Source organism: Prevotella sp. AM23-5, from assembly GCF_003473645.1.
GTDB lineage: Bacteria > Bacteroidota > Bacteroidia > Bacteroidales > Bacteroidaceae > Prevotella > Prevotella copri_A.
The window spans coordinates 1-25,180 of the sequence record NZ_QUCG01000055.1; the positions used below are offsets into that span (position 1 = coordinate 1).

The window sequence follows — 25,180 nt, forward strand, 5'->3', positions numbered from 1 at the left end:
CTCGACGACGCAGAATTCAACCTCGTGGCTAGCCGCAGCGCTCAGGCAGCCGTGATCAAGGCAATCAGGGAGGGCAAGACCAGCGTGGACCTCAACGTGCCAGAAACTCCTGACGGAGGCGGCGACGGCGACGGAACCACTGGCGGTGGAGCCCAGGGCGGCGGCAGCAATGCTGGCGGCAGCGGAACTACCGGAACTGAAGGCAGTGGAAGCACCGGTGACCAGGGAACCAGCGGCGGCAATACCGGTGGTGAAGACGGCGGCGGCGACAACGTAAGTTTGTAAATCTTGTTTGATGCGGATTGCAAATCCGCAAAGCTAAAAGAGGTTAGGACGTTTTTTAACGGCGGATTGCAAATCCGCCGGAACGCCTAACGGAATCAAACATTAAAACGCCTAACGGAATCAAACATTAAAACGCCTAACGGAATTAAATATTAAACACTAAACACTAAAAGACAATGAAGAAGGATACTTGGAAAATGGTGATTCAGATTGCGATTAGCATTCTCACCGCAATAGCCACTTCGCTCGGTGTTTCAAGCTGCGTGTAAGCTGCAAGAAAGCAGAACGAAATCTGCATGTGATTAGTTTTTGAGAAGATTTTATCTATTACAGAGAGTGTGTCATAAGTCCATGACGCACCCTCTTTAATGGCATTATTCTCAGGCAAAAAAATAGGATCTGTTTCACAACAGATCCTACCACATACTTACTAAAACTAAATTAACCACTAAAAAAACTAATATCTTTATCCCCTATCACTTTAGGGAGATTTTCCATTTATCTATGTATTTACTTAAATTCTTCTTTTTTATATCTGCAAAGATAGAACTTTTCTGCGAAACGACCAAATTTTCTAGCCTTTTTTTACTAAAAAAAACGAAGAAAGCTCAGTTTTTTGCATTCTTTAAACCTTCGGCCTAATTAAAACTTGTAACCTACCGTAAGCAGGAGTTGATGGCGATTATTATCTACCTTGCATGAAGTAGGGATATTGTCCAATGTAGCATCATCCTTATTCACATAGCTCATAAACGGATAGAAATCACCCTTCTGGGTAGCATACTGATAAGCTACATCAATATTCAAGTTCTCGTAGTTGAAACCCACACCGCAGGTAAAGCGATTCATCGCCTTCCAGTTGGTATAATCGGTAGAAGTAGCGATATCTACACCATTGCTGCCAATCGACTGATCACGATAGGCATTCTCTCTGAACATCGGTGATACATAGTTGTAACCGAAACGGAGAGAAAGCATAGAGGTTGGCTTGATTTCAGCTCCCACCTTCAAGGTACTTACACCCTTCAGGTTGGCACGGGTATCTGCATTCATCGCATCATCGCTGCTGCTTGACTCGTAATAATCACCCCAGTAGTAATCGTAGTAACCGCCATCCTTCACACGGTTGTCCATGTGGTCGTACCAGGCATACTCGTAGGTAGCACCCAGGGCAAGATAATTGCCCACGGTATGACCCATGCTGACACCCACCTTCCAAGGAGTGTTCAAGCGGAAGTCATAATCCACAGTCTGTCCCTTATCACCCAATGTGTAGCAAGGCACATTGACGATATTGCCAGCTGCATCCTTATCCTGGAAAGTAGCTGGCGCATTTTTGCCATACATACTCAGATCGTGGGCTGCGCTGAGCGAGAGATCGTAGAACACAGGAGAATTGACGTAGGCACCGATGCGGAAAGGAGACTCCTCTACCGGACGGAAGATGATACCAGCCTTCACGTCATATCCAGTACCCGTAATCTTGATCTGCTCGTAGGAATCGCTGAAGTTGCCATCCACTAGATTCTCTGCATAGAGGGAATTACTGTTGTAATGAACATCATGCAAGCCGACGGTAAGACCGAGCCATACTCTATTGCCGATAGAACCGCTGATGTTGAAATCGTAGCTGCCGATGTAGCCATGCTGATATTGTCCGAAGAGATAAGAGTTGGCTTCGGCGTAAGACAAGTAGCCATTAGAGGTGAGGCTAAGCAGACCATTCTGATACTTGCCACTATTATCCTTGTAACCGCCAAAGTTTGCATCTACGGCACTCCATCCATCCACACCCTCTGCATTCTTGGCTGCAGTCAACTTGTTCTGCGAAGCCTTCGTGAGAGAATTGGCTGCGTTGAGGAGCTGTCCGAAGTCGGTACTCTTATGATAATTGAATGCGAGATTGAGTGCACTGGAGTTTCTCATCTTCGTAGACCAGACGATGCCTACCTGGTCGAAGGTTGGATGACTCTTCTTGCCCTTGATATCTATGGTAGAATTGCCAAGGGAAATGCTGTTGTCTGCACCGCTCTGGGCGATGACGCCGGCAGAGAGGGAAATCTGATTCTTGCGGAAAAGACCCACACCGGCTGGGTTGGTACTGATGGTAGAGATATCGGCACCCAAGGCCTCCATCGCACCACCCATACCTACATAGCGGGCGGTACCCGTGAGTTGGCTGGCTGCCAACTTGGTATCCTGATAGGTTTCCTGCGCAGCGGCACTCATGGAAGCCACGAGGGCACTGGCAAAAAGTATATGTTTTAAATGATTCATATTATTTCTAATTTTAATTGTTTATAAAGCTTTTGCCCTTTCAGGGCGTATTCATAAAAACCACTATAACCCAGGGCGATGCCCTGGGCTAGGAGCTTTTGGGCCTTCAGCCCGTACTTGAACCACATACGAAACTTCAGTAACTGAGTATTTCAGGGCGTGCTGTCAAATGGCAAATCCTTTCAGGGCGTTCTGGCAAATGGCAAATCCTTTCAGGGCGTTTATCGGCGACCTCCGAAGCTGCCGCCACCTGAGCGTCCGCCACCTCCAAAGCTGCCACCACCGGAATGGCCACCACCGAAGCTGCCACCTCCGCCTACACTGCCGCCACTGAAGCTGCCGCTGTTGCCGAAGCTGGAATTATTGCGCGTTCCGAAGTTGGAGTTGTTGTTGAAACCATTGTTCTCACGACGCTGACCGAAGCTGCGGTTGGAACCGCTTCTGCGGGTATAGGTATTGTTATTGCCCTGCGACCCGCCATACCCATATCCATGAGAAGCATCGATGCGTCCCGGATTGTTATAGCGCTTGCCGCCGGCAAAACCACCATAGCTTACATGCCCAATCATCGGGCCACCCCAGTACCAAGGGCCATACCAGCCACCCCAGCCATAATACCATGGGTCGTACCAGCCGCCATACCAGCCGGCATAGCCATAATACCATGGATCATACCAAGGATCAAACCATGGGTCGTACCAGCCCGTATAGTAGCCGTATCGCCAAGGATTGTGCCAGCCCCACATGCGGGAGCGCCAATAGTATGGACCATAGCCATAGTAGCCATAGAACCAAGGATCGTAGTAGCCATCCCAGCGGCTCATTCTGCGGGTATTGCCGAAATCCTCCTCCTCGTTGATATACTTCTGTGCGAAGTAAGCATCATCGTAGATGCTGTCGGGTGCCACCCCCTTGCCTACATGAAACTGGATGATATCGTTACCGAGTGAATCAGTACCCACTTTCTCGTAATGGCTCAGGAATCTGCCACCACGGTTGTACTCATCCACATTCCGGTTGCTGCCGCTCCAGAAGAGGGCATAGATACTGTCGCGGCGTGCCTGCTGAGCCTTGTACTCACGCAGTAACGCAGCTTTTCTCTCAGCCTTCTCCTTCGCCTCCTTCTTCGGATTGAAGTAGAGGTCGTCGTCCTGTGCCATCGAAGTGAATGGCATTGCGGCTGCCATCAGGACTGCAAGAAGATACATTTTCTTCATTGTATATTTCTCCTATCTTTTTCTGTTCTTTATGCAAAAATACCACTTATTTTGATGCAAAATTACAGAATTTCCCTAAATAATAGTAGGTTTTCCCCTATTTTTTTATAATTTTGCAGAAGATTTAAAGGATTTCAAACTTTTTAGAACATCCGTAAGCATTTTTAGGACAAAATCAATAGAAAAAAGACATGAAATATTTAGTAGCGACATTCAATATCGAAACATCGGCCGACTTGATGCAAGCCTGCCAGGACTTGCTCGCCGACGGTGCTGCCGAGGCTGGATTCGAATCGTTTGAAGAAACCGAAACGGGTATGGAGGCATACGTGCAGAAAGACCTCTTCGACAAGGAGGCGCTGGATGCCTACATCGCCGACTTCCCTATCATGGACACCCAGATAACCTACGACATCCAGGATGCCGAAGACAAGGACTGGAACCAGGAATGGGAAGAGCAGGGCTTCGACCCTATCTTCGTGGGCGACCAGGTAGTGATCTACGATGCCAAGCATCCGGAACTTTATCCGGACACCAGCAACCGTCCCGACATCATCGAGATCGGCATCGAAGCAAAGCTGGCCTTCGGAACCGGCAACCACGAAACGACCCGTATGATCATCGCACAGCTGCTGAAGATGCCAGTCAAGACCAAGCGCATACTAGACTGCGGAACGGGTACGGGCATCCTGGGACTCACCGCCTCGAAGCTCGGCGCCAAGGAAGTGGTGGGCTACGACATCGACGAATGGAGCGTGGAGAATGCCAAGCACAATGCCGTACTGAATGGTGTAGATAACATGGAGGTACTCTTCGGAAACAGCAGTGTACTGAACCACGTGAGCGGTGTCTTCGACGTGGTGATGGCCAACATCAACCGCAACATCCTGCTGGAAGACATGAAACTCTTCCGCAGCGTGATGAATATGGGCGGCACACTGATTCTGAGCGGCTTCTACGAGGAAGATGTACCTGTATTGCTGGAGAAAGCAGATGAGCTGGGACTGCACGAGATAACAAGACAGGTAGATAACAACTGGACCTGCCTGGTACTGGGAGCGTAAAACCCGGGCTGAAAGTCCAAAAGCTCCTAGCCCAGGGCAGCGCCCTGGGTGATTACGGACACAAACTTGTCGCCCTGAAAGGGCAAAAGCTTTGAAATTGAAAGCTTTTGCCCTTTCAGGGCGACTTTGCTGTATTAATTCTAAAACCCAGGGCGCTGCCCTGGGCTAGGAGCTTCTGCCCTTTCAGGGCGTATGGGATGTGGCTTATGACACACCCTCTTATTCTTCTTCATCATTATCCCACAATTTCTTATCCTTGTCATTGCTGCCGATGCAAAGCTGGCGCAGATCGTAGTAGCTGCCGTTGTAGATATCGAAATCCACATAGCCCTTGATGCCCGGAAGCTTTCCTGCATCCGTATGCTGCCAGAACTTCCACTTGCCCTTGTACTGCACCTTATCTACATAATAATGCGCTATCCAGTAAGGATAGTCATCGAAAACGGGCGCACTGAGATACTGCTCCTTAAACTTGTAATAGGTATAGATGATCGGTTTCACATGATACCTATCCTCTACGATATGCAGCCACGTGAGCACATCGCGCTGAAAATCCTCTACACTCTTGTCATCGGGCTTATGCTCGATGTCGAGTACGGGCGGAAGATCGCCATCCGTAAGATGCACCTGCTCCAGAAAGTAATACGCCTGTTCGCGAGCCGTAGATTTATTACTCCAGAAATGATACACGCCACGGATGAATCCATAGTCGCGAGCCTGATTGAAGTTCTCACGGAAGTTTTCATCCAGGCGACTGGAACCTTCGGTACTCTTGATGATGACAAAGCGCACAGGACAACCCTTGATCATCGCATTATTGAGCTGCTCCCAGTCTATCTTGCCCTGATAATGAGAGATATCAATGCCATGAATCTCGTAGCCTTCAGGATACACCTCATCGCCATAGAGGGCACGCCATCTGAAACCGGTAGGACCTACGAAGAAATGATAGAACAGAAAAACATACAGCACTACTACCGCCGTTCCACCAATCCACCATGCCAATCGGGGATAACGCAGAAAAACAGAAGACGAACGCCTTCTGCCACCAGAGCCCCCACGCCGAGAAGAAGTCTTCCTTCTCGCCACAGTACCCTTTTTTTGTGAAGAAGCCGTTCGTCTTGTTGACATATAATAATATGATTATTTCTTATTACTTAGCCTGCTCCAACTGGAGAGTCTTTGTGGTCTGATCGCAAACCTCAGATGGACCCCAGTACTGGATAGGACCTGGATATACATAAGATGTCTCCTTAGCCCACTGCTCACGCTTAGAAGCGAAGAACTTGAATGGAGCACCGTCGAGCTCTACGAGAGCCTTGCGGATAACTGGCTTGTTGGCACCGTTACGACGCTCGATATTCATCATCATTGTGATAGGCACACCACCGGCAATCCACTCAGCTGCAGGAGCTGTTGTATTCTTGATGATTGACATGTAACCAGTCTTGCCGTTAGCGATGAGGCGAGATGCGTTGAAACCGAGTGAGTAGCAGTAGTCAGCATCGTAGTTAGAAGGAGCTGCGCAACGTCCCTCGTAACCGAAGAAGTGGTGCTGAGCTGAGAACTTACCAACGTACTTACCCTCCTTCTTCCAAGCAGCCAACTTGTCAGCTACCATGCGAGAGAGCAACTTCTCTGTCTCGATGAGAGAAACCTGTACGTTTCCGTGAGGGTCACGGTCGAGGCAAAGCTGGCGAGCTACGTCAGCTGGCAATGACTCCAATACAGCGAGGTTATCCTTAGCGATAGCACCCTTAACGAATGCGATCTGCTCCTCAGCGCCAGCAAACTCACGGCTCTCACCTGTTGCAGGATCTGTAAGAACCTCGTTCAACTCTGCGATGAGCTTCTTGATAGCTGGGATGAACTCGATCAAGCCCTCTGGGATGAGAACAGTACCGAAGTTGTTGCCATCAGCAGCACGGTCAGCTACAGCTGTAGCGATGTATGTTACAACATCATCAAGAGACATCTCCTTAGCCTCTACCTCCTCAGAAATCAGGCAGACGTTTGGCTGAGTCTGGAGTGCGCACTCAAGAGCGATGTGAGAAGCAGAACGACCCATCAACTTGATGAAGTGCCAGTACTTGCGTGCAGAGTTACAGTCGCGCTCGATGTTACCGATGAGCTCAGAGTAAGTCTTGCAGGCCGTATCGAAACCGAAAGAAGTCTCGATCTGCTCGTTCTTCAAGTCACCGTCGATAGTCTTAGGGCAACCGATTACCTGAACGCCATACTTCTTGGCAGCATAGTACTCAGCGAGAACGCAAGCGTTGGTGTTAGAGTCGTCACCACCGATGATAACGAGCGCCTTGATACCGAGCTCACGGAGAATCTCGATACCCTTCTCAAACTGGTCTTCCTTCTCCAGCTTGGTACGGCCAGAACCGATGATATCGAAACCACCAGTGTTACGGTACTCGTCCATGATCTCAGGAGTAATCTCCATATACTTGTGATCAACGAGACCGCCAGGACCGAGGATGAAGCCATAGAGCTTGTTAGCTGGGTTGAGAGACTTCACACCGTCGAAGAGACCAGAGATCACGTTGTGACCGCCAGGAGCCTGACCACCAGAAAGGATAACACCTACGTTGAAAGCAGGGAGTTCCTGAGCCTCGCCAGCCTCGAAAGTAATAACAGGCATTCCGTATGTGTTAGGGAAGAGAGCCTTGATTTCTTCCTGGTTACCTACTGACTGAGTTGCTGCACCCTCAACTGCCTTTACAGGACCCTGAAGCGCCTTTGGCAACTTTGGCTGATAAGCCGCTCTTGCAATCTGCAATGCACTTTTTTCCATAATTCTTTTATTAATATTTAATTAGTTGAAACTTCAAAAACACTGCAAATTTAAGGTTTTTCTACGAGATACGGAAAGAAAAATGCTAAAAATGAGTTAATATCGATATTTTTTTTGATTTTCTATTGCTTTTCCAAAGAAAATGATTATCTTTGAGCCAATGTTTTTAACCAATTATTAATTTAGAAATAAGAATTATGGCTAACAAAAGAGATTTAAAACGCACTATCAACTACATCACCAGCGAGCTTTTCGCTGAGACTGTAGCAGCGTCTTTGTACAATGGAAAACCTTCTCAGGAGGACGTAGATGGCATCCTTTCATCTATCGTAATGGTCAATAACGACTTCATCAAGCGCGTTTCTCACCCAGAGCCTGGCATAAAGCCGGGAGCATACTATCAGAACCTGATTCATGACTTCAACAAGCAGGTGAGCGAGATTATCGACCAGATCTCCAACATGGGATAAGCCCCAAGAAACGGAGAAGAACATCCATTATACCTATATAATATATAGATAACAGATTAAAAAGAAATGATCAAGGACATCTGTCAGTGGATATTATACAAGCGAATGGGATGGAAGAAGGAAGTAACCATCGACTTTCCCAAGAAGTACATCATCTGTCTTGCACCACACACCAGCAACTGGGACTTCCTGATAGGACAGCTCTACTCCAGAGCTGAAAACATCAAGAGCAACTTCCTGATGAAGAAGGAATGGTTCTTCTGGCCGCTGGGACCTATCTTCAGAAAGATGGGAGGCGTACCGGTGTGGAGAAGCAAGCATACCAGCATGACCGACAACCTGGCCGAAGAGGCTAAGAAGCGCGAGAGTTTCGGTCTCTGCATCACTCCGGAAGGTACCCGCTCGCTCAACCCGGAATGGAAGAAGGGATTCTATTTCATCGCCCTCAAGGCAGGCATCCCTATCCTACTCTACGGCGTGGATTACGAGAAGAAGGTGATACAGTGTACCAAGATGATCATCCCTTCGGGTGATGTGGAGAAGGACATGCGGGAAATCAAGCTGTACTTCAAGGATTTCAAGGGTAAGAAACCTGAGAAATTCTCTATCGGAAATATCGACTAACAAGCAAAAAGAAAGGAGGATGTGTCATAAGTCCAGATAATGGCAACCGAGGACGGGCTGAAAGCCCAAAAGCTCCTAGCCCAGGGCATCGCCCTGGGTATAGTAGCAGTCAGCAAGGCGCCCTGTAAGGGCAAAAGCCTAAAAAATTGCCTGGTATCTGCAAGCTTTTGCCCTTACAGGGCGACAGGTTTACGTCCATAAATACCCAGGGCGATGCCCTGGGCTAGGAGCTTCTGCCCTTTCAGGGCGTATTGGATGTGACTTATGACACACCCTCATCATAGAAGAAAGTGAAAAAAACGAGATTTACAAAATATGGGCTGATAAGCAGTCTGCTTATCTCTTCCGGATTCATGCTGCAGGCATTCGATGAGGGAAACAGTCATACATGGGGAAACATCGAATACGATGAAGATCCGTGGGTGTTCAATGCCTCACGCCCCTACTTCGTGACTGCCGGACTGCAGAACCGGCATCTCTCACTATGGGCATCGCACGGAAGATACTGGGATGCTGAAAGAGGATGGAAATGGCAACGTCCTAACCTCTTCTGTACCACGGAAGACCTCTTTACCCAGACCATTGTGGTGCCTTATCTCATCCCGATGCTGGAAAATGCAGGCGCCATCGTCTTCACTCCCCGTGAACGCGACTGGCAGCAGCAGGAGATTGTTGTGGATAACGACGACAGACACTCCATCTCCTACCAGGAATTCGTGAATGGCAAGAAATGGAAGAACTGCGACTCCCTGGGATTCGCCAACCTCCAGGCTTCCTATCAGGATGGAGAGAATCCGTTCCAGATGGGTACCGTGAGACAGGCAAAGGCTACCAAGCGAAAGAAGAACAGCCTGGTAAGCTATCAGCCTAACTTCCAGAAAGAGGGAAAATATGCCGTTTATGTAAGCTATCAGACACTGCCCAAGAGTGTGCCTGATGCCAAATACATCGTCTATCACAAGGGACAGGCTACAGAGTTCACCGTCAACCAGCGCATGGGTGGCGGCACATGGGTATATCTCGGCACCTTCGAGTTCGACAAGGGATGCAATGAGTTCAACCGTGTGGTCTGCACCAATCACGCCTCCCGCAGAGGTGTAGTAACCACCGATGCCGTACGATTCGGAGGCGGTATGGGCAACATAGAACGTGGCGGATTCGTAAGCGGAATGCCACGCTGCCTGGAAGGAGCAAGATACTACGCCCAGTGGGCTGGAGCACCCTATAGCGTGTATGGCGGAAGAAAGGGAAAGAACGATTATGCCGACGACATCAACACCCGTTCGATGATGACCAACTGGCTGGGAGGCGGCAGCGTATATATGCCGGCAATGGACGGCAAGCGCGTGCCGATAGAGCTTTCTCTCGCCCTGCACAGCGACGCAGGATACAATCCTGACGGACAATCCACCTGGGGTGCACTCGCTATCTGCACCACCGACTTCAACGATGGCATGCTGAACAGCGGCATTTCAAGATTTGCTTCAAAGGATTTCGCTAAGGCTTTGAGAGATAATCTTGTAGAAGATATGACCAACACCTTTGGTTCATTCGGAAAACGCTATCTCTGGGACAGAAACTATTCGGAGACCCGACTGCCGGAAGTACCATCGGCAATCATCGAAATGCTCTCTCACCAGAGCTTCCCGGACATGCGCATCGCACAGGATCCGATGGGCAAGTTTACCATCGCCCGCTCCATCTACAAGACTATTCTCAGATTCGTGAGCAGCAACCATGACGAACCGTATGTGGTGCAGCCTCTGGCACCTAACCACTTCAGCGTGGAGGTGGATGAACTGGGCTATGCCAGCCTCACCTGGAATGCGCAGCTTGACAAAACGGAACCTACCGCCAAGCCAACCAGCTACATCGTTTATCAGGCAGAAGGCAAAGGCGGATTCGACAATGGTACGATGGTTCGCTCCAACATCTACAACGTGAAGCTGGAGCCAGGCAAGCTCTACAACTTCCGGGTGGCAGCTGTAAACCAGGGCGGTGAGAGCTTCCCATCAGAAACCCTCTCGGCACTCTATAACCCTACTGCCACCAACAAGATTCTGATCGTAAACAATTTCCATCGCCTTGCCTCACCGCAGGTGGTAGATAACGACAGTATCCAGGGCTTCGACTTCGACCAGGACCCAGGCGTAAGCTATGGTCTGACGGCGGGCTGGAGCGGCAAGCAGCGGGTATTTGACATCCATAGAATGGGTATTGAATCATCCAGCGGACTGGGATACAGCGGCAACGAGATGATAGGACAGTTTGTGGCAGGCAATGACTTCAACCATACCGTGGAGCATGCCCAGGCTATCGCTTCCGGCAACAAGTACAGCATCGCCAGCTGTTCGAGCGAAGCCATCCTTTCGGGAAGAGTGAAGATGACCGACTATCAGGCGGTGGACCTCATCAATGGTCTGGAGCGTTACGACGGTTATACCCACCAGTACTACAAGACCTTCACCCCAACCATGCAGAAGCGCATCAAGTACTATGCCCTCAACGGCGGAAAACTGCTTGTGAGCGGCTCCTACAACGGCAGCGACATGCAGGATGAAGAGGAGAAATCATTCATGGGCGCTATCCTGAAAGTAAACTATGAGCCTACCGGCACCAAGTTTATCGTGCAGGATATCAATCCGGAAGATTCCACCATTACCGAGCGAGACAGCATCGTAACTACATCGCCTATGGTAAGCGGACTGGGCAAGGAATTCAGCTACTATCATTCGCTGAATGCCAAGCATTATGCAGCCACCCATCCGGAGATACTCAAGCCTATAGGCAGCACAGCCTTCTGCGCCATGCGTTATCTTACAGGAACCAGCGCGGCAGTTGCCTACAGGAGTACCAGCTACCGCACCTTCACCATGGGATTCCCACTGGAGTGCATCAGCGATGAGAAAACCCGCTACAGCATCATGCAGGGTATTCTGAAGTTCCTGACGGAATAGAAGAATAGCCGGGAACAAAACGTATAAATAATAACCCATCATTTGAGCAAACTTTGCTGACCATAAAGTTCAAAGTTCAATGTTCAATGTTCAAAGTAAAAAAAGATATGTATAAGATTCAAGCAAACCAGTCTGGTACACGCTCTATCGAAGTGAGCGACCAGCATTTAGAGATTATTGACAAGTATCAGTTGCTCCGCAACCTCGTAGATAGCAATGGCATCATCGACGAGGAAGTGCTCGACAAGTTAAGATTCAACGTCCGTTCTCTTCTGGAGAGCAGCGACATCAAGGACAAGGAGTTGCTCGACCTCTGCCTCGACGTAATCTACAACCAGAATATGAAGGCACTCGGCCTCCACAACCTCGTATTGCTCTACGTAGATTGGAAAGACAAGAAGGATGCACAGGAAGCAGCTGAGGCTGAGCAAGATGCAGTGAATGACTAAAGTATATTGAATGGATTATAAGTTAACAGATTTTCTCCCAACAACCAAGAAGGAGTGCGAACTCAGAGGATGGGACGAACTGGACGTCATCCTCTTCTCGGGTGATGCCTACGTAGATCATCCATCCTTCGGACCGGCTATCCTCGGCAGAATCCTGGAGGCTAACGGCTATCGCGTAGCCATCGTGCCTCAGCCCGACTGGCATGGCGACTTCCGTGACTTCAAGAAGCTCGGTCGCCCTCGCCTCTTCTTCGGCGTATCGCCGGGAGCCATGGACTCGATGGTAAACCGCTACACGGCAAACCGCCGTATGCGCAGCGAGGATGCCTTCAGTCCTGACTCCCGCCACGACATGCGTCCCGACTATCCGTCTATCGTCTATACCCAGATACTGAAGAAACTCTATCCCGACGTACCTGTGGCACTGGGCGGTATTGAGGCATCACTGCGCCGCATCAGTCACTACGACTACTGGAAGGATGAACTCCGCAAGTGCATCCTCTGCGATTCGGGTGCCGACCTCATCCTCTACGGTATGGGCGAACGCTCTATCGTGGAACTTGCCAATGCATTAGCCGAAGGCAAGACCATGGACCAGATTCACGAGATGCCTCAGGTGGCTTTCTACTGCAAGGAGAAGGACATCCCTGGCGGATTCAAGGAGGATGACATCATCCTGCATAGCCACGAGGAGTGCCTGCATAACAAGAAGGGACAGGCGGAGAACGTGCGCCATCTGGAGGAAGAAGCCAACAAGATGCATGCCCAGCGCATGATTCAGGAGACCGACGGCAAGTATGTGGTGGTGAATCCACCATTCCCGCTGATGACCACCGAAGAGCTGGATGCAGCCTTCGACCTGCCTTACACCCGTCTGCCTCATCCTAAATACAAGGGCAAGACCATTCCGGCATACGAGATGATCAAGTTCTCTGTGAACCTGCATCGTGGCTGCTTCGGTGGTTGCTCGTTCTGTACCATTTCGGCACATCAGGGTAAGTTCGTGGTTTGCCGAAGCAAGGAGAGCATTCTGAAAGAGGTGAAGAAAATCATCGAGATGCCTGATTTCAAGGGCTATCTGAGCGATCTGGGCGGTCCTTCGGCAAACATGTATGGCATGCACGGCAAGAACCAGAAGGCGTGCGAGGTGTGCAAGCGCCCATCGTGCGTGAACCCTCAGATTTGTCCGAACCTGAACACCGACCACAGCAAGCTGCTGGAGATCTATCATGCCGTAGATGCCCTGCCGGGTATCAAGAAGAGCTTCATCGGTAGTGGTGTGCGCTACGACCTGCTCCTACACAAGAGCAAGGACGAGAAGGTGAACCAGGCGGCAAGGGAATATACCCGCGAGCTGATCACCAAGCACGTGAGCGGCCGACTGAAGGTAGCACCGGAACATACCAGTCCGGAGGTATTGAAGTTCATGCGCAAACCATCGTTCGATCTCTTCTACGAATTCAAACGCATCTTCGACAAGATCAACAAGGAAGAAGGTCTCAACCAGCAGATCATTCCATACTTCATCAGTTCGCATCCGGGCTGTCATGAAGAGGATATGGCAGAACTGGCAGTAATTACCAAGGGACTCGACTTCCATCTGGAACAGGTACAGGACTTCACTCCTACCCCAATGACGATTTCTACGGAAACCTGGTACACGGGATACGACCCATACACCTTGGAACCAGTATTCAGTGCCAAGACCCAGAAGGAAAAGCTTGCCCAGCGCATGTTCTTCTTCTGGTACAAGCCAGAGGAGCGCCGCGCCATTGAGAGCGAGCTTCGCCGAATAGGCAGAGCGGATCTCATCGACAAGCTATACGATAAGAAGAGCTTTGGCGGAAATCATGGCGGAGGTTTCAAGGGTAAGAAGACCAACTTCGACGACAAGGCGATTGGTTCTACCTATGACAATCCGGGCGTGGGCAGAGGTGCTAAAGGCAAGCGTGGTGCCGGCAGAAATGCAGCGGAGCCAAAAGCCGGAAGAGACCGTGGCAGAAATGCCGCAGACCGCTATGCGCCAAAGGGATATGGTAATGTAGGATGCTATGATGAGGAGAAATATCTCAATGAAGGCCGTCCTTTGAATGGTAAATCTTCAAGAAACGGTCATGCTCAGCAAGGCAGAGGGAATAATGCTCAGCAAGGCAGAAGCAACAATGCCAATGCTAATATCCGCGATGCAGTAGCCGCAGCCAGAGCCGAGCTACGCAATCAGAAAGAGCAAGGTGCCGGCTTCTTCAAGGACAAGAAGAAAAAGAGTTTCAATCCTAATTTCGACACCGATAACCACAATCGCAAGAACCGCTATAACAGCGGAGACAAGAACGAGCGTGGCAGCGGAGACAGAAACGAGCGTGGCAGCGGACGTGGACGTGGAAACCAGGGAAGAAACGAAGGAAGAGGCAGGAGAAGATAATATGAAATGAATTTTAAAAAGAGGGTGTGTCATAAACCACATCCCATACGCCCTGAAAGGGCAGAAGCTCCTAGCCCAGGGTAACACCCTGGGTCTATATATCAACAACAAAGTCGCCCTGTAAGGGCAAAAGCTTTAAATATGAGAAGCTTTTGCCCTTACAGGGCGACTTTGTAAAAATCCAATTATACCCAGGGTGTTGCCCTGGGCTAGGAGCTTCTGCCCTTTCAGGGCGTGCTTCACAAATGCTAGTATTGTCTCAGTGTCCAGGGCGTGCTTCACAAATGCTAGTATTGTCTCAGTGTCCAGGGCGTACTTCACAAATGCTAGTATTGTCTCAACGCCCCGAGCAATTCAGCATTCTCAGTTTTGTTTCCGATGGTGATTCTCAGACAGTTGCCGCAAAGCTGAACCTTATTGCGGTTTCTTACGATGATGCCCTGTGCCACCAGATAATCGTAGATGGCCTGCGCATCCGTAACCTTTACCAGGAAGAAGTTGGCATCCGTAGGATAAACCTTCACGGTGATAGGCAGATCCAGGAAGGCAGCCATCACCTTCGAACGCTCCTGAAGGATGTTCTTCACCCACTCATCCACCTTCAATGGATTCTTCAAAACCTCAAGTGCCTGCTGCTGGGTAAGCAGATTCACATTATAAGGATACTTCACCTTATTGAATATGTCAATAATCTCCTTGCTGGCAAACGCCATACCCAGACGAAGCGCTGCACAACCCCATGCCTTGCTCATCGTATTGAGCACGATGAGATTAGGGAAATGCTTCAACACGCCTCGGAAGGTGCGCTCAGATGAGAAATCGCTATAAGCCTCATCTACAATGACAATACCATCAAAGAGGCGAAGCACCTCTACGATAGCCTCGCGATTGATGTGATTGCCCGTCGGGTTGTTAGGGCTGCAGAACCATACCACCTTGGTATTCTCATCGCAGGCATCGATGATCTTCTCGGCAGAAATCTGATAGTTCTCATCGAGCAACACAGAGCGATACTCCACGTCGTTGACATCAGCACACACCTCATACATACCGTATGTAGGAGCGATGGCTACCACATTATCCTTGCCAGGGCGACAGAATACACGGTAAACCAAGTCGATGGCCTCATCCGAGCCATTGCCCAGGAAAATCTGGTCTTCAGCTACCCCCTTGATCTTACTCACCTGTTTTTTCAGTTCCACCTGCAGCGGGTCAGGGTATCGGTTATAAGGGTCGTTATAGGGATTCTCGTTGGCATCGAGGAAGACGCGGGCATTTCTGCCAGCGAATTCCGTGCGTGCGCAACTGTAAGGTGCCAAGTTCCAGATGTTTTCTCGGCACAAGTCTTTTAAATCTTTCATACCTTACTTTTATTTTAGACTTTTTACTCTCAATCTCATGGCGTTGGCATGTGCCTCCAACTGCTCGTTCTCCGCCATCGTCACCACAGCATCACCTATGTTACGAATACCTTCTTCCGTGAGATGCTGGAAGGTGATCTTGCGGTTGTAACTGTCGAGGTTCACGCCATTGTAAGCCAGTGCATAGCCATGGGTTGGCAGGGTATGATTGGTACCGCTGGCATAGTCACCGGCACTCTCACATGCATAGTTGCCCAGGAATACGCTGCCCGCATTCACCACTTTCTCGGCAAGCTGCTCATAATCAGCAGTTGCAATGATGAGATGCTCAGGGGCATAGGTATTGCAGAGATCGATGGCTTCCTCTTCGTCCTTCACGAGGATGAACTTGGAATTGTCCAATGAGGTCTGCGCCATCTCCTTACGTGGCAACTGCTCCAACTGCACTTCCACTTCCTTCTTCACATCTTCCAAAACCTTTTCGGAGGTAGTGATGAAGAAAACCTGAGAGTCGAAGCCGTGCTCAGCCTGCGATAAGAGGTCGGCAGCCGCAAAGACAGGGTTGGCAGTTTCATCAGCGATAAGACAAACCTCCGAAGGTCCAGCCGGCATATCAATAGCCACATCGTGGAGAGAAACCTGCTGCTTGGCAGCCATCACAAACTGGTTGCCCGGACCGAAGATCTTATAAACCTTAGGCACACTTTCTGTTCCGTATGCCATCGCACCGATGGCCTGCACGCCGCCAGCCTTGAAAATCTTGCTTACGCCAGCAATTTTTGCCGCCATCAGGATAGCAGGATTCACCTTACCCTCCTTGTTAGGAGGCGTGCAGAGAACAATCTCCTTACAACCGGCAATCTTGGCAGGAGTGGCGAGCATCAATACGGTGCTAAACAAAGGTGCAGTACCACCAGGGATATACAATCCCACCTTCTCTATCGCCACGCTCTTCTGCCAGCAGGTGACACCAGCACAGGTTTCCACCTTCTTACCCTCAAACTTCTGGCTCTGATGGAATGCGGCAATGTTATGATGGGCGAGGTGCAAAGCGTCTTTCAGTTCTTGAGAAACCAGTTGCTCAGCCTCTTCGATTTCAGCTTCAGTCACAGCCAAAGAATCGAGATGGGCATGATCAAACTTCTCCTCGTAACGCTTCACGGCTTCATCGCCATGGTTCTTCACATCGTCGAGTACACCTTGTACGGTCGCATTCAACTGCGATACATCCAGGTGTGGGCGTTCTACAATCTCGCTCCATTCCTCCTTTGCAGGATACTTTATTACCTTCATTCCTTATTATACTTTGAAATTTATTAATACATTGAACTTTGCAAATAGTTCAATGTTACAATATCATCTTCTCGATTGGTGTCACCAGGATGCCCTGTGCACCGAGTTCCTTCAACTTACCGATGATTTCCCAGAAGCGCTTCTCATCGAGAACGGTGTGGATAGAGCACCACTCCTCGTCTGCCAATGGGATGATGGTAGGGCTCTTGATACCAGGCAATACCTGGGTAATCTCCTCTACCTTCGCCTTAGGGGCATTCATCATCACGTACTTCTTGTCCTGGGCAGAGCGTACAGCCTCGAAGCGGAACAGCATCTCGTTGAGAATCTGATGCTTCTCATCATCCATTTTCCAGTTGCCGATGAGCAGAGCCTCGCTCTTCATCACTACCTCAACCTCGGCGAGATTGTTGCTTACCAGTGTAGAACCAGAGCTGACAATATCAAAGATACCATCTGCCAGACCGATACCCGGGCTAATCTCCACAGAACCAGTGATGACGTGAATGTCGGCATTGATATTGTTCTTCTTCATGAAGTTGCGCAGGATGTTAGGATAAGAGGTAGCAATCTTCTTGCCATTAAACCACTGCAATCCTGGATAATCAATCTTCTTAGGGATGGCAAGACTCAAGCGGCACTTGCTGAAACCCAATCGGTCGATAATCTGTGCGTTTTCACCACGCTCTACAAATTCATTCTCACCCACGATACCGATGTCGGCAACGCCAGAGGCTACGCTCTGAGGAATATCATCATCGCGGAGATAGAGCACCTCCAGAGGGAAATTACTTGCCTGCACCAGAAGAGTGCGCTTTGAGGCGCTTACCTTGATGTCCGCCTCTGCTAAAAGATTCATTGTGTCGTCGAACAGACGACCTTTACTTTGTACTGCTATTCGTAACATATTTCTGTATTTTGTTTGAAAAACATTGCAAAAGTACATAAAATTGTTAGAATATGTGCATAATTCATGTTAATTGATTAAAAAACTCGAAAAATAGCACATTAAACGGCAAAAAATAAGTAATTTTGCACTAAAAGAGAATATAAAGGATTCTCAGAAAGTAACAATAAGTATCGGATTTTATACCAAAACGTGCAAATTCCGTGCAAATAAAAAAGGAGATACGAACTTATGATTAAGGTATCAATCAAGCTAGATAAAAGACGGCGATTGAATAGCGGTAAGTTTCCGCTCAAATTCAAGGTCGCAAGAAAAGATAGTGCCATTTATATTCCGACAGGCTATGAGCTGAAAGAAGATGAATGGGATGCGAAAAATGAAAAGGTGAAGGGATTGCCCGAGCAGCGAGTAATCAATATGAAACTAATAAAAAGGCTTTCCCTTCTCAATGATAAGATAGTGCAGTTGCAAGAAGAAGGCAAACTGCGCTACTTCTCTAACAAGAAGCTTTCGCTCTATTTATCCAATGATGAGGATGAGCAAGAATATAAGAATCATCTTTTCAAAACTCAGATGGATGCTTTCCTTGCGACTAAGGATAATGAAGGTACAAAGTTGGTCTATACAACAACTGCAAGCAAAATCAGCAACTATTGCGACTATGAATCTTTAAGGTTGGAGGATATAGATATTGAATGGCTTGATGGATTTGTTGAATCCTTGAAAAAGGATAAGAACACAAAGAATACCATTGCTGTAAGGTTAAGGGGTATTCGGGCGGTTCTAAACTTCGCAAGAAAGAAAGGGCTATTGAAGGAATACGTATTCAATATGTATTCAATCAAAATGGAAGAGACTAAGAAACGTTCTTTGACGGTCGAAGAACTAAGAAAGCTGCATGATGCGAAGCTTACTCCGCTTCGTGCTAGGCATAGGGATATTTTCTTCCTTATCTTCTATCTTATGGGCATCAACCTCATTGACCTCTCTAGAATAGTAAAGATTGAAAACGGCAGAATAACTTATAGACGAGCAAAGACGGGTACATTATATAATATTAAGGTAGAACCCGAAGCCCTTGAAATTATCGAAAAATATAGGGGTAAAGAACACCTTCTAAGTGTATTCGATAGAAAGAGCTCTTATCGCTATTACGATGTATCAATCAATAAAATGCTATCTAAGATTTGCAATAGCATCGGTATTCCCGAAGTCAGTACGTATTGGGCAAGGCATACTTTTGCCACCATTGCTTATGAAATTGGTATCAGTATGGATGTCATCGCTGACTGCCTTGGGCACAAGAGTAGCCATAGAATAACCTCTATATATGTGCGCAAAGACCAACAACTGATTGATGAAGCCAACCGAAAGGTTATTGATTATGTTCTATATGGCAAGAAGGGGTAGAGCTTTCGCCCTACCCTTTCTTGTAATATATAATGACTATTTCTTACATCTTTTTCTTCTTGCTTCTATTCGGATAGGAAAATAATTCTGAATCCTACCATCTATATTTACAAAACAGTAGTCTATCCATTTGGTGCTATAATCTCCAAGCAAAGACTTTACGGAATATCGGATTATCTTAGCCTTGCGCTTGAACTTATAACCTTGGCTCTCCCAATAAGGACGAGCCTTCTTTACTTGCTTTTTAGCTTTTCTAATACTAGTCATACACTACTCCTTTTTATTCTGTAAATACGTCAAGCACTCCTTGGCGATAGTGCTTACCGCCTTGGAATATTCATCATCGTATAACGATTCGTTACCATCATACCTAGAAAGGTATTTCTTTCGTTTCCTGTCTGCGTCAGACATGATTTTAAGCTTTGCGACAATAACTTCATTACTGGTTACCTTACTAAGAAACCACAACAGATTAGTTAACGCTAACTTATTTGGTTCATAATCGTCAACATTTGATGATTCAGACAGCCTTCCTTGAATGTATTTCGTAAGTCTATCTTTGTAATTCATACATTTCTCAAAATAGAATACGATAGGCTTATCGAAAGCAGGGTTGAGCAGACCATAAGCGATACTCATGCTTACCTGAAACTTTGCAGCACCTTTAAGCAAACCTTTCGCCTGTTCCTTGATAGCTTCACGGAATTGCCCTATACTCATATCTCGCTTTCGAAAGTTACAAGCTCGGCAAGAAGGCATATAATTCTCCATACTATCCTCACCATGAGAAACGATATACTTACCTTCTTTATCACTCCAACGTGAATAGTTTCCACGATTTTTTGGAAAGAAATGGTCGATTTGCATATCTTCGAGTTTTATTTCTCTTCCACAGTATGCGCAATGATGGTCGTATTTCTCCCAAACTTTGATTCTATCTTCCTTCTTCATAACTTATTTCAGTTCGTCAAAATCAAACCACTCAATCTTATCATAACACTCGTACAGAACTTCTATACGCTGTGTTCCGTCTCCTCTAGTGACAAGCCATACGTCATCACTCATCGCTCCATAGTGAAGAGCAGTAGGATTTACGCCACCTCCACTATATCGGAACATTACCCATTTTCTTAATGGTGGCTTCTCTTCCTTTAAGTCGTGCCATAATGATGCAGCATTCACGTAAGGAATGTTTTCTGTATCGCAATCAGTAACGCCAACCTTTTCTGTACTGAATGTTACTCTATCTAATTCATTGTAATCAACCTCATCTTCATTACTACAGATGTTGAGGTAAATCTTCTTTGGTAAATTCTTTACTTTCATATCACTTAAACTTAATTATAAAAAACTCAGTATCAAGCCACTTATCGGGGCATAAGCCCTTTTTCGGCTTACCAATACTGATACTCTCAATCTCCTTTTCAATTCGTGGACTATCCTTGCGATAGCCGTTGATGAAGAGGACGTGAGTATATTGTTTTGCGATAAAATGGTTACAACGTATCATCAGTTTTAGATAATCAATATCTCCGTTTATCTTTTTATCCATCAAATACTTCGTAGGATTTTTTGCAAAAACATCATAAAGTCGAACTGTCCAGTAACCCTTAATCGTCCGATATTCTTCTTTCTTTTCGCCAGCCACAATCATATCGAACCATTGCTTGCTGACGGTGAGGGTCAATACTTTCTTTTTCATTTATTCTTTCCTTTTAATCGTTGTTTCGCGGCATTTACACAGTCGCTCAGGGAACAGTTTAATAATTCTACACTTCTTCTAATTTCTTTAGCTTGAAAAGGAGTAATACGAACAGACTTTTCTAATCTGTTCTTTAAATTATTAGATTCCCATTTTACAAGTTTTCTTGAAGATTGTGTAATACGACTATCCAACTTGTCTGCTTTTACAAACTTGTTAAGCCAATAAGGAGACGTTTTATTTATAGCCCTATTCCATATCTTCTTTGCCAATCTAATCTTCATACGCTAACTAACTTTCCAATCAAATGATGGTCGTGCTTATCGAAAGCAATTCCATACTTGAACATTTCTTCAAAAATCATAAGACGATCCTCGTTGGTAGCCAACCGAGTAGATTTCTTTTTATCCTCGGTCATTGTAAAATGAGAGCCTACCATTAAATTCTTATTTTCCTTGTGAAGATAAAGATAACAGAAGAGATTGTGACACTCTGGCTTCCAGCACTTACATAACACAATCCAATAATTATCTATCACAACTATATTGCCTTCAGCAACAATATCTTCAAACATATTCTTTTCCATAAACTACTTCTTTTCGTCTAACCATTCCATTACGTAACGATAGGCATCATTTTTGTAACCTCTCATAAAATACTCTAAATTGCTTCTATCTTTGAGATAATCAGACAAATCACCTCTCCAATAACCATACAGATTATCGAGTAAAACACTTGACATTTCATTGATACAACGCTTGATAAGCTTCTGTTGCTCAACATTCTTGTTGTAGTGTAAGAGTGAATACGATGCTCTTTTGAGCCATTTCCACCACTTTGATGTGAACTTCTTTACTTCTATCTTTTCGGGAAGTTCCTCTCTTTTCGTGTGCATATCAATAAGCTTGTTATACTCTTCTATGCTAATTGTTATTTGTCTTTCCATACGCTACTTCTCCTTATCGAATTTGTTGCCAACGGCTATGAATTTACCTAATGAAAGATAATGACCTAACGGTTTTTCATAAATCTTTCCATTAGCATATGTGAGGTAATACCCACTTAACTCTTCCGACCATACAATTTCTGATGGAATAAAAGGATAATTCTTGATAACATCATGTTCGTACAATTCATTGCCCTTACAATCTTTCAGTCCTGTGAACTGGCAGACTGTCGAAGGGTCAACAGAAAATGCGCCGCCACCTTCTATGGGAACTATGATAGCACCATTCTCGTAGGAATGCAGCAAATCTCCGATTGCCCATCCTTTGCCGTCAAGACGTTTAGCCTTGAACTTGATACTTTCTATCTTCATATCTATTTTGCTTTAACGTTATACACTCCATCAATGACATCCACCTCGTAGCAATCGGTACAATAATGCTTACCATCTATCATTTCCCAATCAGAGTAGTCACCAATATCGACTTTTTTGTTGCTGAATAGTGCAGAGCAAGTATCTGTACCTCCAAATACTTCTCCGCATCTATCGCAAACAATCTGATACATTGTAATCGGTCTATACATAAGCTATTCTTATTTAAGTTCGACTGGCTCATCCTTCCAAGATAATTCTCTTTCGATGAGCTTCTTGATACTTCCCTTTGGAAGATGAACTATAGAGTAACCAATCCAATAGTCTCCAACTCTAAATGGTTCTGTTTGTGAGATTAATTCCTCACCGATTTTATCAACTACTACCCATGCCATAACTAACCCTCCTTCTCTATAAAATCACGTCCAACACGTTCTAACAACCCCAAAAAGATTCTGTGCTCATTGTAGATAAGAAGGAAAGATGGGTTATCTTTACATTTTTCTATCTCACGTTTACAATGAGAAATGAGATAATTATATGTACTTTCTGATAGCCCCTTAATAGGTTTCACTTTCTTCATATTCAACCCTCCTCAATTTTTACACCAAATGGTTGACCATCAGCAAAGGTTGCAATACGGAAGGTTTCTTCAAGTCCTCGAACTGTGCAATTACCTATTCTGATATAAGCCTCATGGCAACCTAGCTCTGGTGCAAGCATTATGATATTGTGATATAAATTATCGTCTGTAACATGTATCCACCCAAACGGCTGATGCTTCAACATTTCCTGCCAGCACTCTTCTGCGTTGGCAAAAGGGCGAAACTTTACCTCTTGCTTAATACGATACTCAGTATTATTCCAGTATTCAATCTCTTTCATTTCCGTCCAATCATTCGGAGTATCCTTTCTTTTTAATGTACTTGGGTCTGTTCTAGTTTCTATCACCTTTCCTTCTGCAAAAGCTTGAAGAATAGGATAAAAAATTCTAGCCTCTTCTTTTGTCATAATCAATCCTCCACTTCTATTTTATATTCTAACTCATCAGCTAAATCACTTATTAACTTGACCGATTCTTTCAAAGCATCATACATATTATCTCCTTCTGATATAAGTTCATCAAGAGTGTTTTCCTCAGTCATATCCTCTGGGAAATCTATTGGCTTCCAAGTGAAACTTTTGTTCTTTTTCTCGAACTCTCTAGCCTTTTCTAAAAGTTTTTCTTTTGTCATACTTAATCATTTGCAGTATTAAGAAGTTCAATCACTTTTGGGATTTTGTTTTCCAAATCTCCAATTACACCAATAAATTTTCGACAACAACCATTTCTTAGTTCAGGAAACATATAAGATGGTATTTCCCCACCTAATTGTCTGGCATGTTGCCATTTCCCTTCGTCCATTATTGGTTGGTCATAGAACACATGAAGCTCTCCACTCTCTTCCGGTTCATCATCATACTTTGGACGCTTTGAGCATTCGTCTCTTGCTATCCAAAGATACCATAGTTGTTTCTTTCTTGCTGTAGCCATAATTTACTCCTCCAACTCTTTAAGTGCATCCTGCAAATTGACAATCGCTTTTTCAAGTTCTTTCTGTCTGCCTTCTATTACCTTTGTCTTTTCATCAAAGATACCAGAACATGCATATACAGAAGCAACTTGCATTTTAGCATATTGTATTTTCTCGATAGCTTTTTCTTTGCTCATTTCTTATCCTCCTTTACCTTTTTAAGATAAAATTCTCTCCAATCTTCAAAAGTCCAATCTCTTGTGTTATGAGTAAGATTGAAAACTTCCGTATCTTTCTCTAACTGGAGTAATAGCCAAGCATAATCTTCATATCGCTTTCTTAGCAATCTCTTGCGACACAATCTTACATGCTTGTATAACTTATAATCAGCGGTTGCAGCATCAAAGATTATTTTACCTATTATTGCTAACAGATAAGCAGATATAACACCTAATGCAATCCAACCTAATATTGTTATTACTAAGTCCATATTCTCTTCTTTTTACCCTCTCCCTGTTGCCAAGGAGAGGGTGGTTAGTTAATCTTTCTTCGGCTTAATACCCCATGCAAGGCATCCAAATCTAACATCAGTACTAATGTTTGAGCCATCAAAAACTCTCTCTTCTCCTCCAATAGACGTTAGGGTAATACCGATTGGCAATGAAGGATAGAGATATAGAGGAATCAAACGAAGTCCAAGAGTATTTTTCTCGTTGGCAACCTTCTTATCAAATTCCTCTTTTGTAAGATGTCCCTTGTCTAATTCAGATTGTAAACAAGAAATTTCTTCCTCAACATCTTCTTCGGATTGCCAACTTCCAAAATGCAAAGCCTTACACTGACTTTCCGTAAGAGTATTCCAATCAATATCTTTCTTAAACTGTTCTTGAACTTTTTGCCAAGCAGCATTGAGACTTTCCTTTTTAAATTCTTCGCCCCACTTTTTATATACTTGAGTACACGCAATTTGATTTGCGAGCCAACCCAAAGTTTCACTAACTTTGTCTTCTAATGAAATTTGTTCCATATTACTTACATTTATATCCTTTGCAGGATGGTTATTACTCTACTACTTTCACAAGGGAAAAATAATCAATTCCCCAAGCT

31 protein-coding genes and 1 pseudogene are annotated in these 25,180 nt (G+C 45.9%); 9 read left to right on the forward strand and 23 right to left on the reverse strand.

Annotation, left to right across the window (positions count from 1 at the left end; genetic code table 11):
- Positions 1-285, forward strand: a pseudogene (locus tag DW657_RS12610) (hypothetical protein); the annotation flags it as partial.
- A 176-nt stretch (positions 286-461) separates the two neighbouring features.
- Positions 462-554, forward strand: coding sequence for a smalltalk protein (locus tag DW657_RS17870; protein WP_153089932.1), 93 nt, complete (start codon positions 462-464; stop codon positions 552-554).
- Positions 555-927: 373 nt separating this feature from the next.
- Here the strand turns inward: DW657_RS17870 and DW657_RS12615 are convergent, their stop codons facing one another.
- Complete coding sequence (locus DW657_RS12615) at positions 928-2,562, reverse strand: OmpP1/FadL family transporter (protein WP_118312783.1); 1,635 nt, start codon at positions 2,560-2,562, stop codon at positions 928-930.
- A 221-nt stretch (positions 2,563-2,783) separates the two neighbouring features.
- Complete coding sequence (locus tag DW657_RS12620; RefSeq protein ID WP_118312784.1) at positions 2,784-3,779, reverse strand: hypothetical protein; 996 nt, start codon at positions 3,777-3,779, stop codon at positions 2,784-2,786.
- Positions 3,780-3,970: 191 nt separating this feature from the next.
- Between DW657_RS12620 and prmA the strand changes: the two genes are divergently transcribed.
- The gene (gene prmA, locus DW657_RS12625; RefSeq protein ID WP_118312785.1) at positions 3,971-4,843 is read left to right on the forward strand and encodes a 50S ribosomal protein L11 methyltransferase; all 873 of its coding nucleotides are present in this window, start codon (positions 3,971-3,973) and stop codon (positions 4,841-4,843) included.
- Positions 4,844-5,062: 219 nt separating this feature from the next.
- Here prmA and DW657_RS12630 read toward each other — a convergent pair whose 3' ends face one another.
- Together DW657_RS12630 and DW657_RS12635 are read right to left on the reverse strand one after the other, a co-directional pair.
- Positions 5,063-5,974 carry a glycoside hydrolase family 25 protein gene (locus tag DW657_RS12630; RefSeq protein ID WP_233547007.1) on the reverse strand — a complete coding sequence of 304 codons (912 nt, stop codon included), beginning with the start codon at positions 5,972-5,974 and terminating at the stop codon, positions 5,063-5,065.
- A 22-nt stretch (positions 5,975-5,996) separates the two neighbouring features.
- Positions 5,997-7,646: a diphosphate--fructose-6-phosphate 1-phosphotransferase gene (locus DW657_RS12635; protein WP_118312786.1), complete on the reverse strand. Its 1,650-nt coding sequence runs from the start codon at positions 7,644-7,646 to the stop codon at positions 5,997-5,999.
- Positions 7,647-7,843: 197 nt separating this feature from the next.
- Here DW657_RS12635 and DW657_RS12640 point away from each other — a divergent pair, with 197 nt between their 5' ends.
- The 5 genes from DW657_RS12640 to DW657_RS12660 all read left to right on the forward strand — a co-directional run bounded on the left by DW657_RS12640 (position 7,844) and on the right by DW657_RS12660 (position 14,568).
- On the forward strand, positions 7,844-8,116 hold the full coding sequence (locus DW657_RS12640) for a hypothetical protein (protein ID WP_117662082.1): 273 nt from the start codon (positions 7,844-7,846) through the stop codon (positions 8,114-8,116).
- 66 nt (positions 8,117-8,182) lie between these two features.
- Positions 8,183-8,740: a 1-acyl-sn-glycerol-3-phosphate acyltransferase gene (locus tag DW657_RS12645; RefSeq protein ID WP_117662081.1), complete on the forward strand. Its 558-nt coding sequence runs from the start codon at positions 8,183-8,185 to the stop codon at positions 8,738-8,740.
- A 290-nt stretch (positions 8,741-9,030) separates the two neighbouring features.
- Positions 9,031-11,697 (forward strand): fibronectin type III domain-containing protein, encoded by a 2,667-nt coding sequence (locus tag DW657_RS12650; RefSeq protein WP_233547015.1) that lies wholly within the window; start codon positions 9,031-9,033, stop codon positions 11,695-11,697.
- A 107-nt stretch (positions 11,698-11,804) separates the two neighbouring features.
- Entirely contained in the window at positions 11,805-12,146 is a 342-nt protein-coding gene (locus DW657_RS12655) for a hypothetical protein (RefSeq protein ID WP_118312809.1), read from the forward strand.
- Between the two features lie 10 nt (positions 12,147-12,156).
- Positions 12,157-14,568 carry a YgiQ family radical SAM protein gene (locus DW657_RS12660; RefSeq protein WP_233547020.1) on the forward strand — a complete coding sequence of 804 codons (2,412 nt, stop codon included), beginning with the start codon at positions 12,157-12,159 and terminating at the stop codon, positions 14,566-14,568.
- Positions 14,569-14,894: 326 nt separating this feature from the next.
- Here the strand turns inward: DW657_RS12660 and hisC are convergent, their stop codons facing one another.
- The 3 genes from hisC to hisG are packed head-to-tail and all read right to left on the reverse strand — an operon-like array spanning position 14,895 to position 18,129.
- Complete coding sequence (gene hisC / locus DW657_RS12670) at positions 14,895-15,929, reverse strand: histidinol-phosphate transaminase (protein WP_118312789.1); 1,035 nt, start codon at positions 15,927-15,929, stop codon at positions 14,895-14,897.
- A 9-nt stretch (positions 15,930-15,938) separates the two neighbouring features.
- Positions 15,939-17,222 carry a histidinol dehydrogenase gene (gene hisD / locus DW657_RS12675; RefSeq protein ID WP_117662077.1) on the reverse strand — a complete coding sequence of 428 codons (1,284 nt, stop codon included), beginning with the start codon at positions 17,220-17,222 and terminating at the stop codon, positions 15,939-15,941.
- A 55-nt stretch (positions 17,223-17,277) separates the two neighbouring features.
- Positions 17,278-18,129, reverse strand: coding sequence for an ATP phosphoribosyltransferase (gene hisG / locus DW657_RS12680; RefSeq protein WP_117662076.1), 852 nt, complete (start codon positions 18,127-18,129; stop codon positions 17,278-17,280).
- 231 nt (positions 18,130-18,360) lie between these two features.
- Between hisG and DW657_RS12685 the strand changes: the two genes are divergently transcribed.
- Positions 18,361-19,539, forward strand: a complete 1,179-nt coding sequence (locus tag DW657_RS12685) for a site-specific integrase (protein WP_118312790.1) — start codon at positions 18,361-18,363, stop codon at positions 19,537-19,539.
- A gap of 36 nt (positions 19,540-19,575) precedes the next feature.
- Here DW657_RS12685 and DW657_RS12690 read toward each other — a convergent pair whose 3' ends face one another.
- The 16 genes from DW657_RS12690 to DW657_RS12765 all read right to left on the reverse strand — a co-directional run bounded on the left by DW657_RS12690 (position 19,576) and on the right by DW657_RS12765 (position 25,100).
- Positions 19,576-19,806, reverse strand: a complete 231-nt coding sequence (locus tag DW657_RS12690; protein WP_118312791.1) for a hypothetical protein — start codon at positions 19,804-19,806, stop codon at positions 19,576-19,578.
- 3 nt (positions 19,807-19,809) lie between these two features.
- Positions 19,810-20,490 (reverse strand): HNH endonuclease, encoded by a 681-nt coding sequence (locus DW657_RS12695; protein ID WP_118312792.1) that lies wholly within the window; start codon positions 20,488-20,490, stop codon positions 19,810-19,812.
- 3 nt (positions 20,491-20,493) lie between these two features.
- Complete coding sequence (locus DW657_RS12700; RefSeq protein ID WP_118312793.1) at positions 20,494-20,865, reverse strand: hypothetical protein; 372 nt, start codon at positions 20,863-20,865, stop codon at positions 20,494-20,496.
- Position 20,866: 1 nt separating this feature from the next.
- A complete protein-coding gene (locus DW657_RS12705) occupies positions 20,867-21,241 on the reverse strand; it encodes a hypothetical protein (RefSeq protein WP_118312794.1) in 375 nt (124 codons plus the stop codon).
- Complete coding sequence (locus DW657_RS12710) at positions 21,238-21,525, reverse strand: hypothetical protein (RefSeq protein ID WP_118312795.1); 288 nt, start codon at positions 21,523-21,525, stop codon at positions 21,238-21,240. Before DW657_RS12710 ends, DW657_RS12705 begins: the two co-directional genes overlap by 4 nt.
- Positions 21,522-21,827, reverse strand: a complete 306-nt coding sequence (locus tag DW657_RS12715; protein WP_118312796.1) for a hypothetical protein — start codon at positions 21,825-21,827, stop codon at positions 21,522-21,524. The genes DW657_RS12710 and DW657_RS12715 overlap by 4 nt, the downstream gene beginning before the upstream one ends.
- Positions 21,828-21,830: 3 nt before the next feature.
- Positions 21,831-22,187 (reverse strand): hypothetical protein, encoded by a 357-nt coding sequence (locus DW657_RS12720; protein WP_118312797.1) that lies wholly within the window; start codon positions 22,185-22,187, stop codon positions 21,831-21,833.
- A 3-nt stretch (positions 22,188-22,190) separates the two neighbouring features.
- The gene (locus tag DW657_RS12725) at positions 22,191-22,559 is read right to left on the reverse strand and encodes a YopX family protein (protein WP_118312798.1); all 369 of its coding nucleotides are present in this window, start codon (positions 22,557-22,559) and stop codon (positions 22,191-22,193) included.
- 2 nt (positions 22,560-22,561) lie between these two features.
- Positions 22,562-22,771: a hypothetical protein gene (locus tag DW657_RS12730; protein WP_147381940.1), complete on the reverse strand. Its 210-nt coding sequence runs from the start codon at positions 22,769-22,771 to the stop codon at positions 22,562-22,564.
- A 9-nt stretch (positions 22,772-22,780) separates the two neighbouring features.
- Positions 22,781-22,954, reverse strand: a complete 174-nt coding sequence (locus tag DW657_RS12735; protein ID WP_118312800.1) for a fructan hydrolase — start codon at positions 22,952-22,954, stop codon at positions 22,781-22,783.
- A 190-nt stretch (positions 22,955-23,144) separates the two neighbouring features.
- Positions 23,145-23,570, reverse strand: coding sequence for a hypothetical protein (locus DW657_RS12745; protein WP_118312802.1), 426 nt, complete (start codon positions 23,568-23,570; stop codon positions 23,145-23,147).
- A 2-nt stretch (positions 23,571-23,572) separates the two neighbouring features.
- A complete protein-coding gene (locus DW657_RS12750; protein WP_118312803.1) occupies positions 23,573-23,794 on the reverse strand; it encodes a hypothetical protein in 222 nt (73 codons plus the stop codon).
- Between the two features lie 2 nt (positions 23,795-23,796).
- The gene (locus DW657_RS12755) at positions 23,797-24,093 is read right to left on the reverse strand and encodes a hypothetical protein (protein ID WP_118312804.1); all 297 of its coding nucleotides are present in this window, start codon (positions 24,091-24,093) and stop codon (positions 23,797-23,799) included.
- A 3-nt stretch (positions 24,094-24,096) separates the two neighbouring features.
- The gene (locus DW657_RS17875; protein WP_158577374.1) at positions 24,097-24,270 is read right to left on the reverse strand and encodes a hypothetical protein; all 174 of its coding nucleotides are present in this window, start codon (positions 24,268-24,270) and stop codon (positions 24,097-24,099) included.
- Positions 24,267-24,563, reverse strand: coding sequence for a hypothetical protein (locus DW657_RS12760; RefSeq protein WP_118312805.1), 297 nt, complete (start codon positions 24,561-24,563; stop codon positions 24,267-24,269). Before DW657_RS12760 ends, DW657_RS17875 begins: the two co-directional genes overlap by 4 nt.
- A gap of 48 nt (positions 24,564-24,611) precedes the next feature.
- The gene (locus tag DW657_RS12765) at positions 24,612-25,100 is read right to left on the reverse strand and encodes a hypothetical protein (protein WP_118312806.1); all 489 of its coding nucleotides are present in this window, start codon (positions 25,098-25,100) and stop codon (positions 24,612-24,614) included.
- Positions 25,101-25,180: the final 80 nt, after the last annotated feature.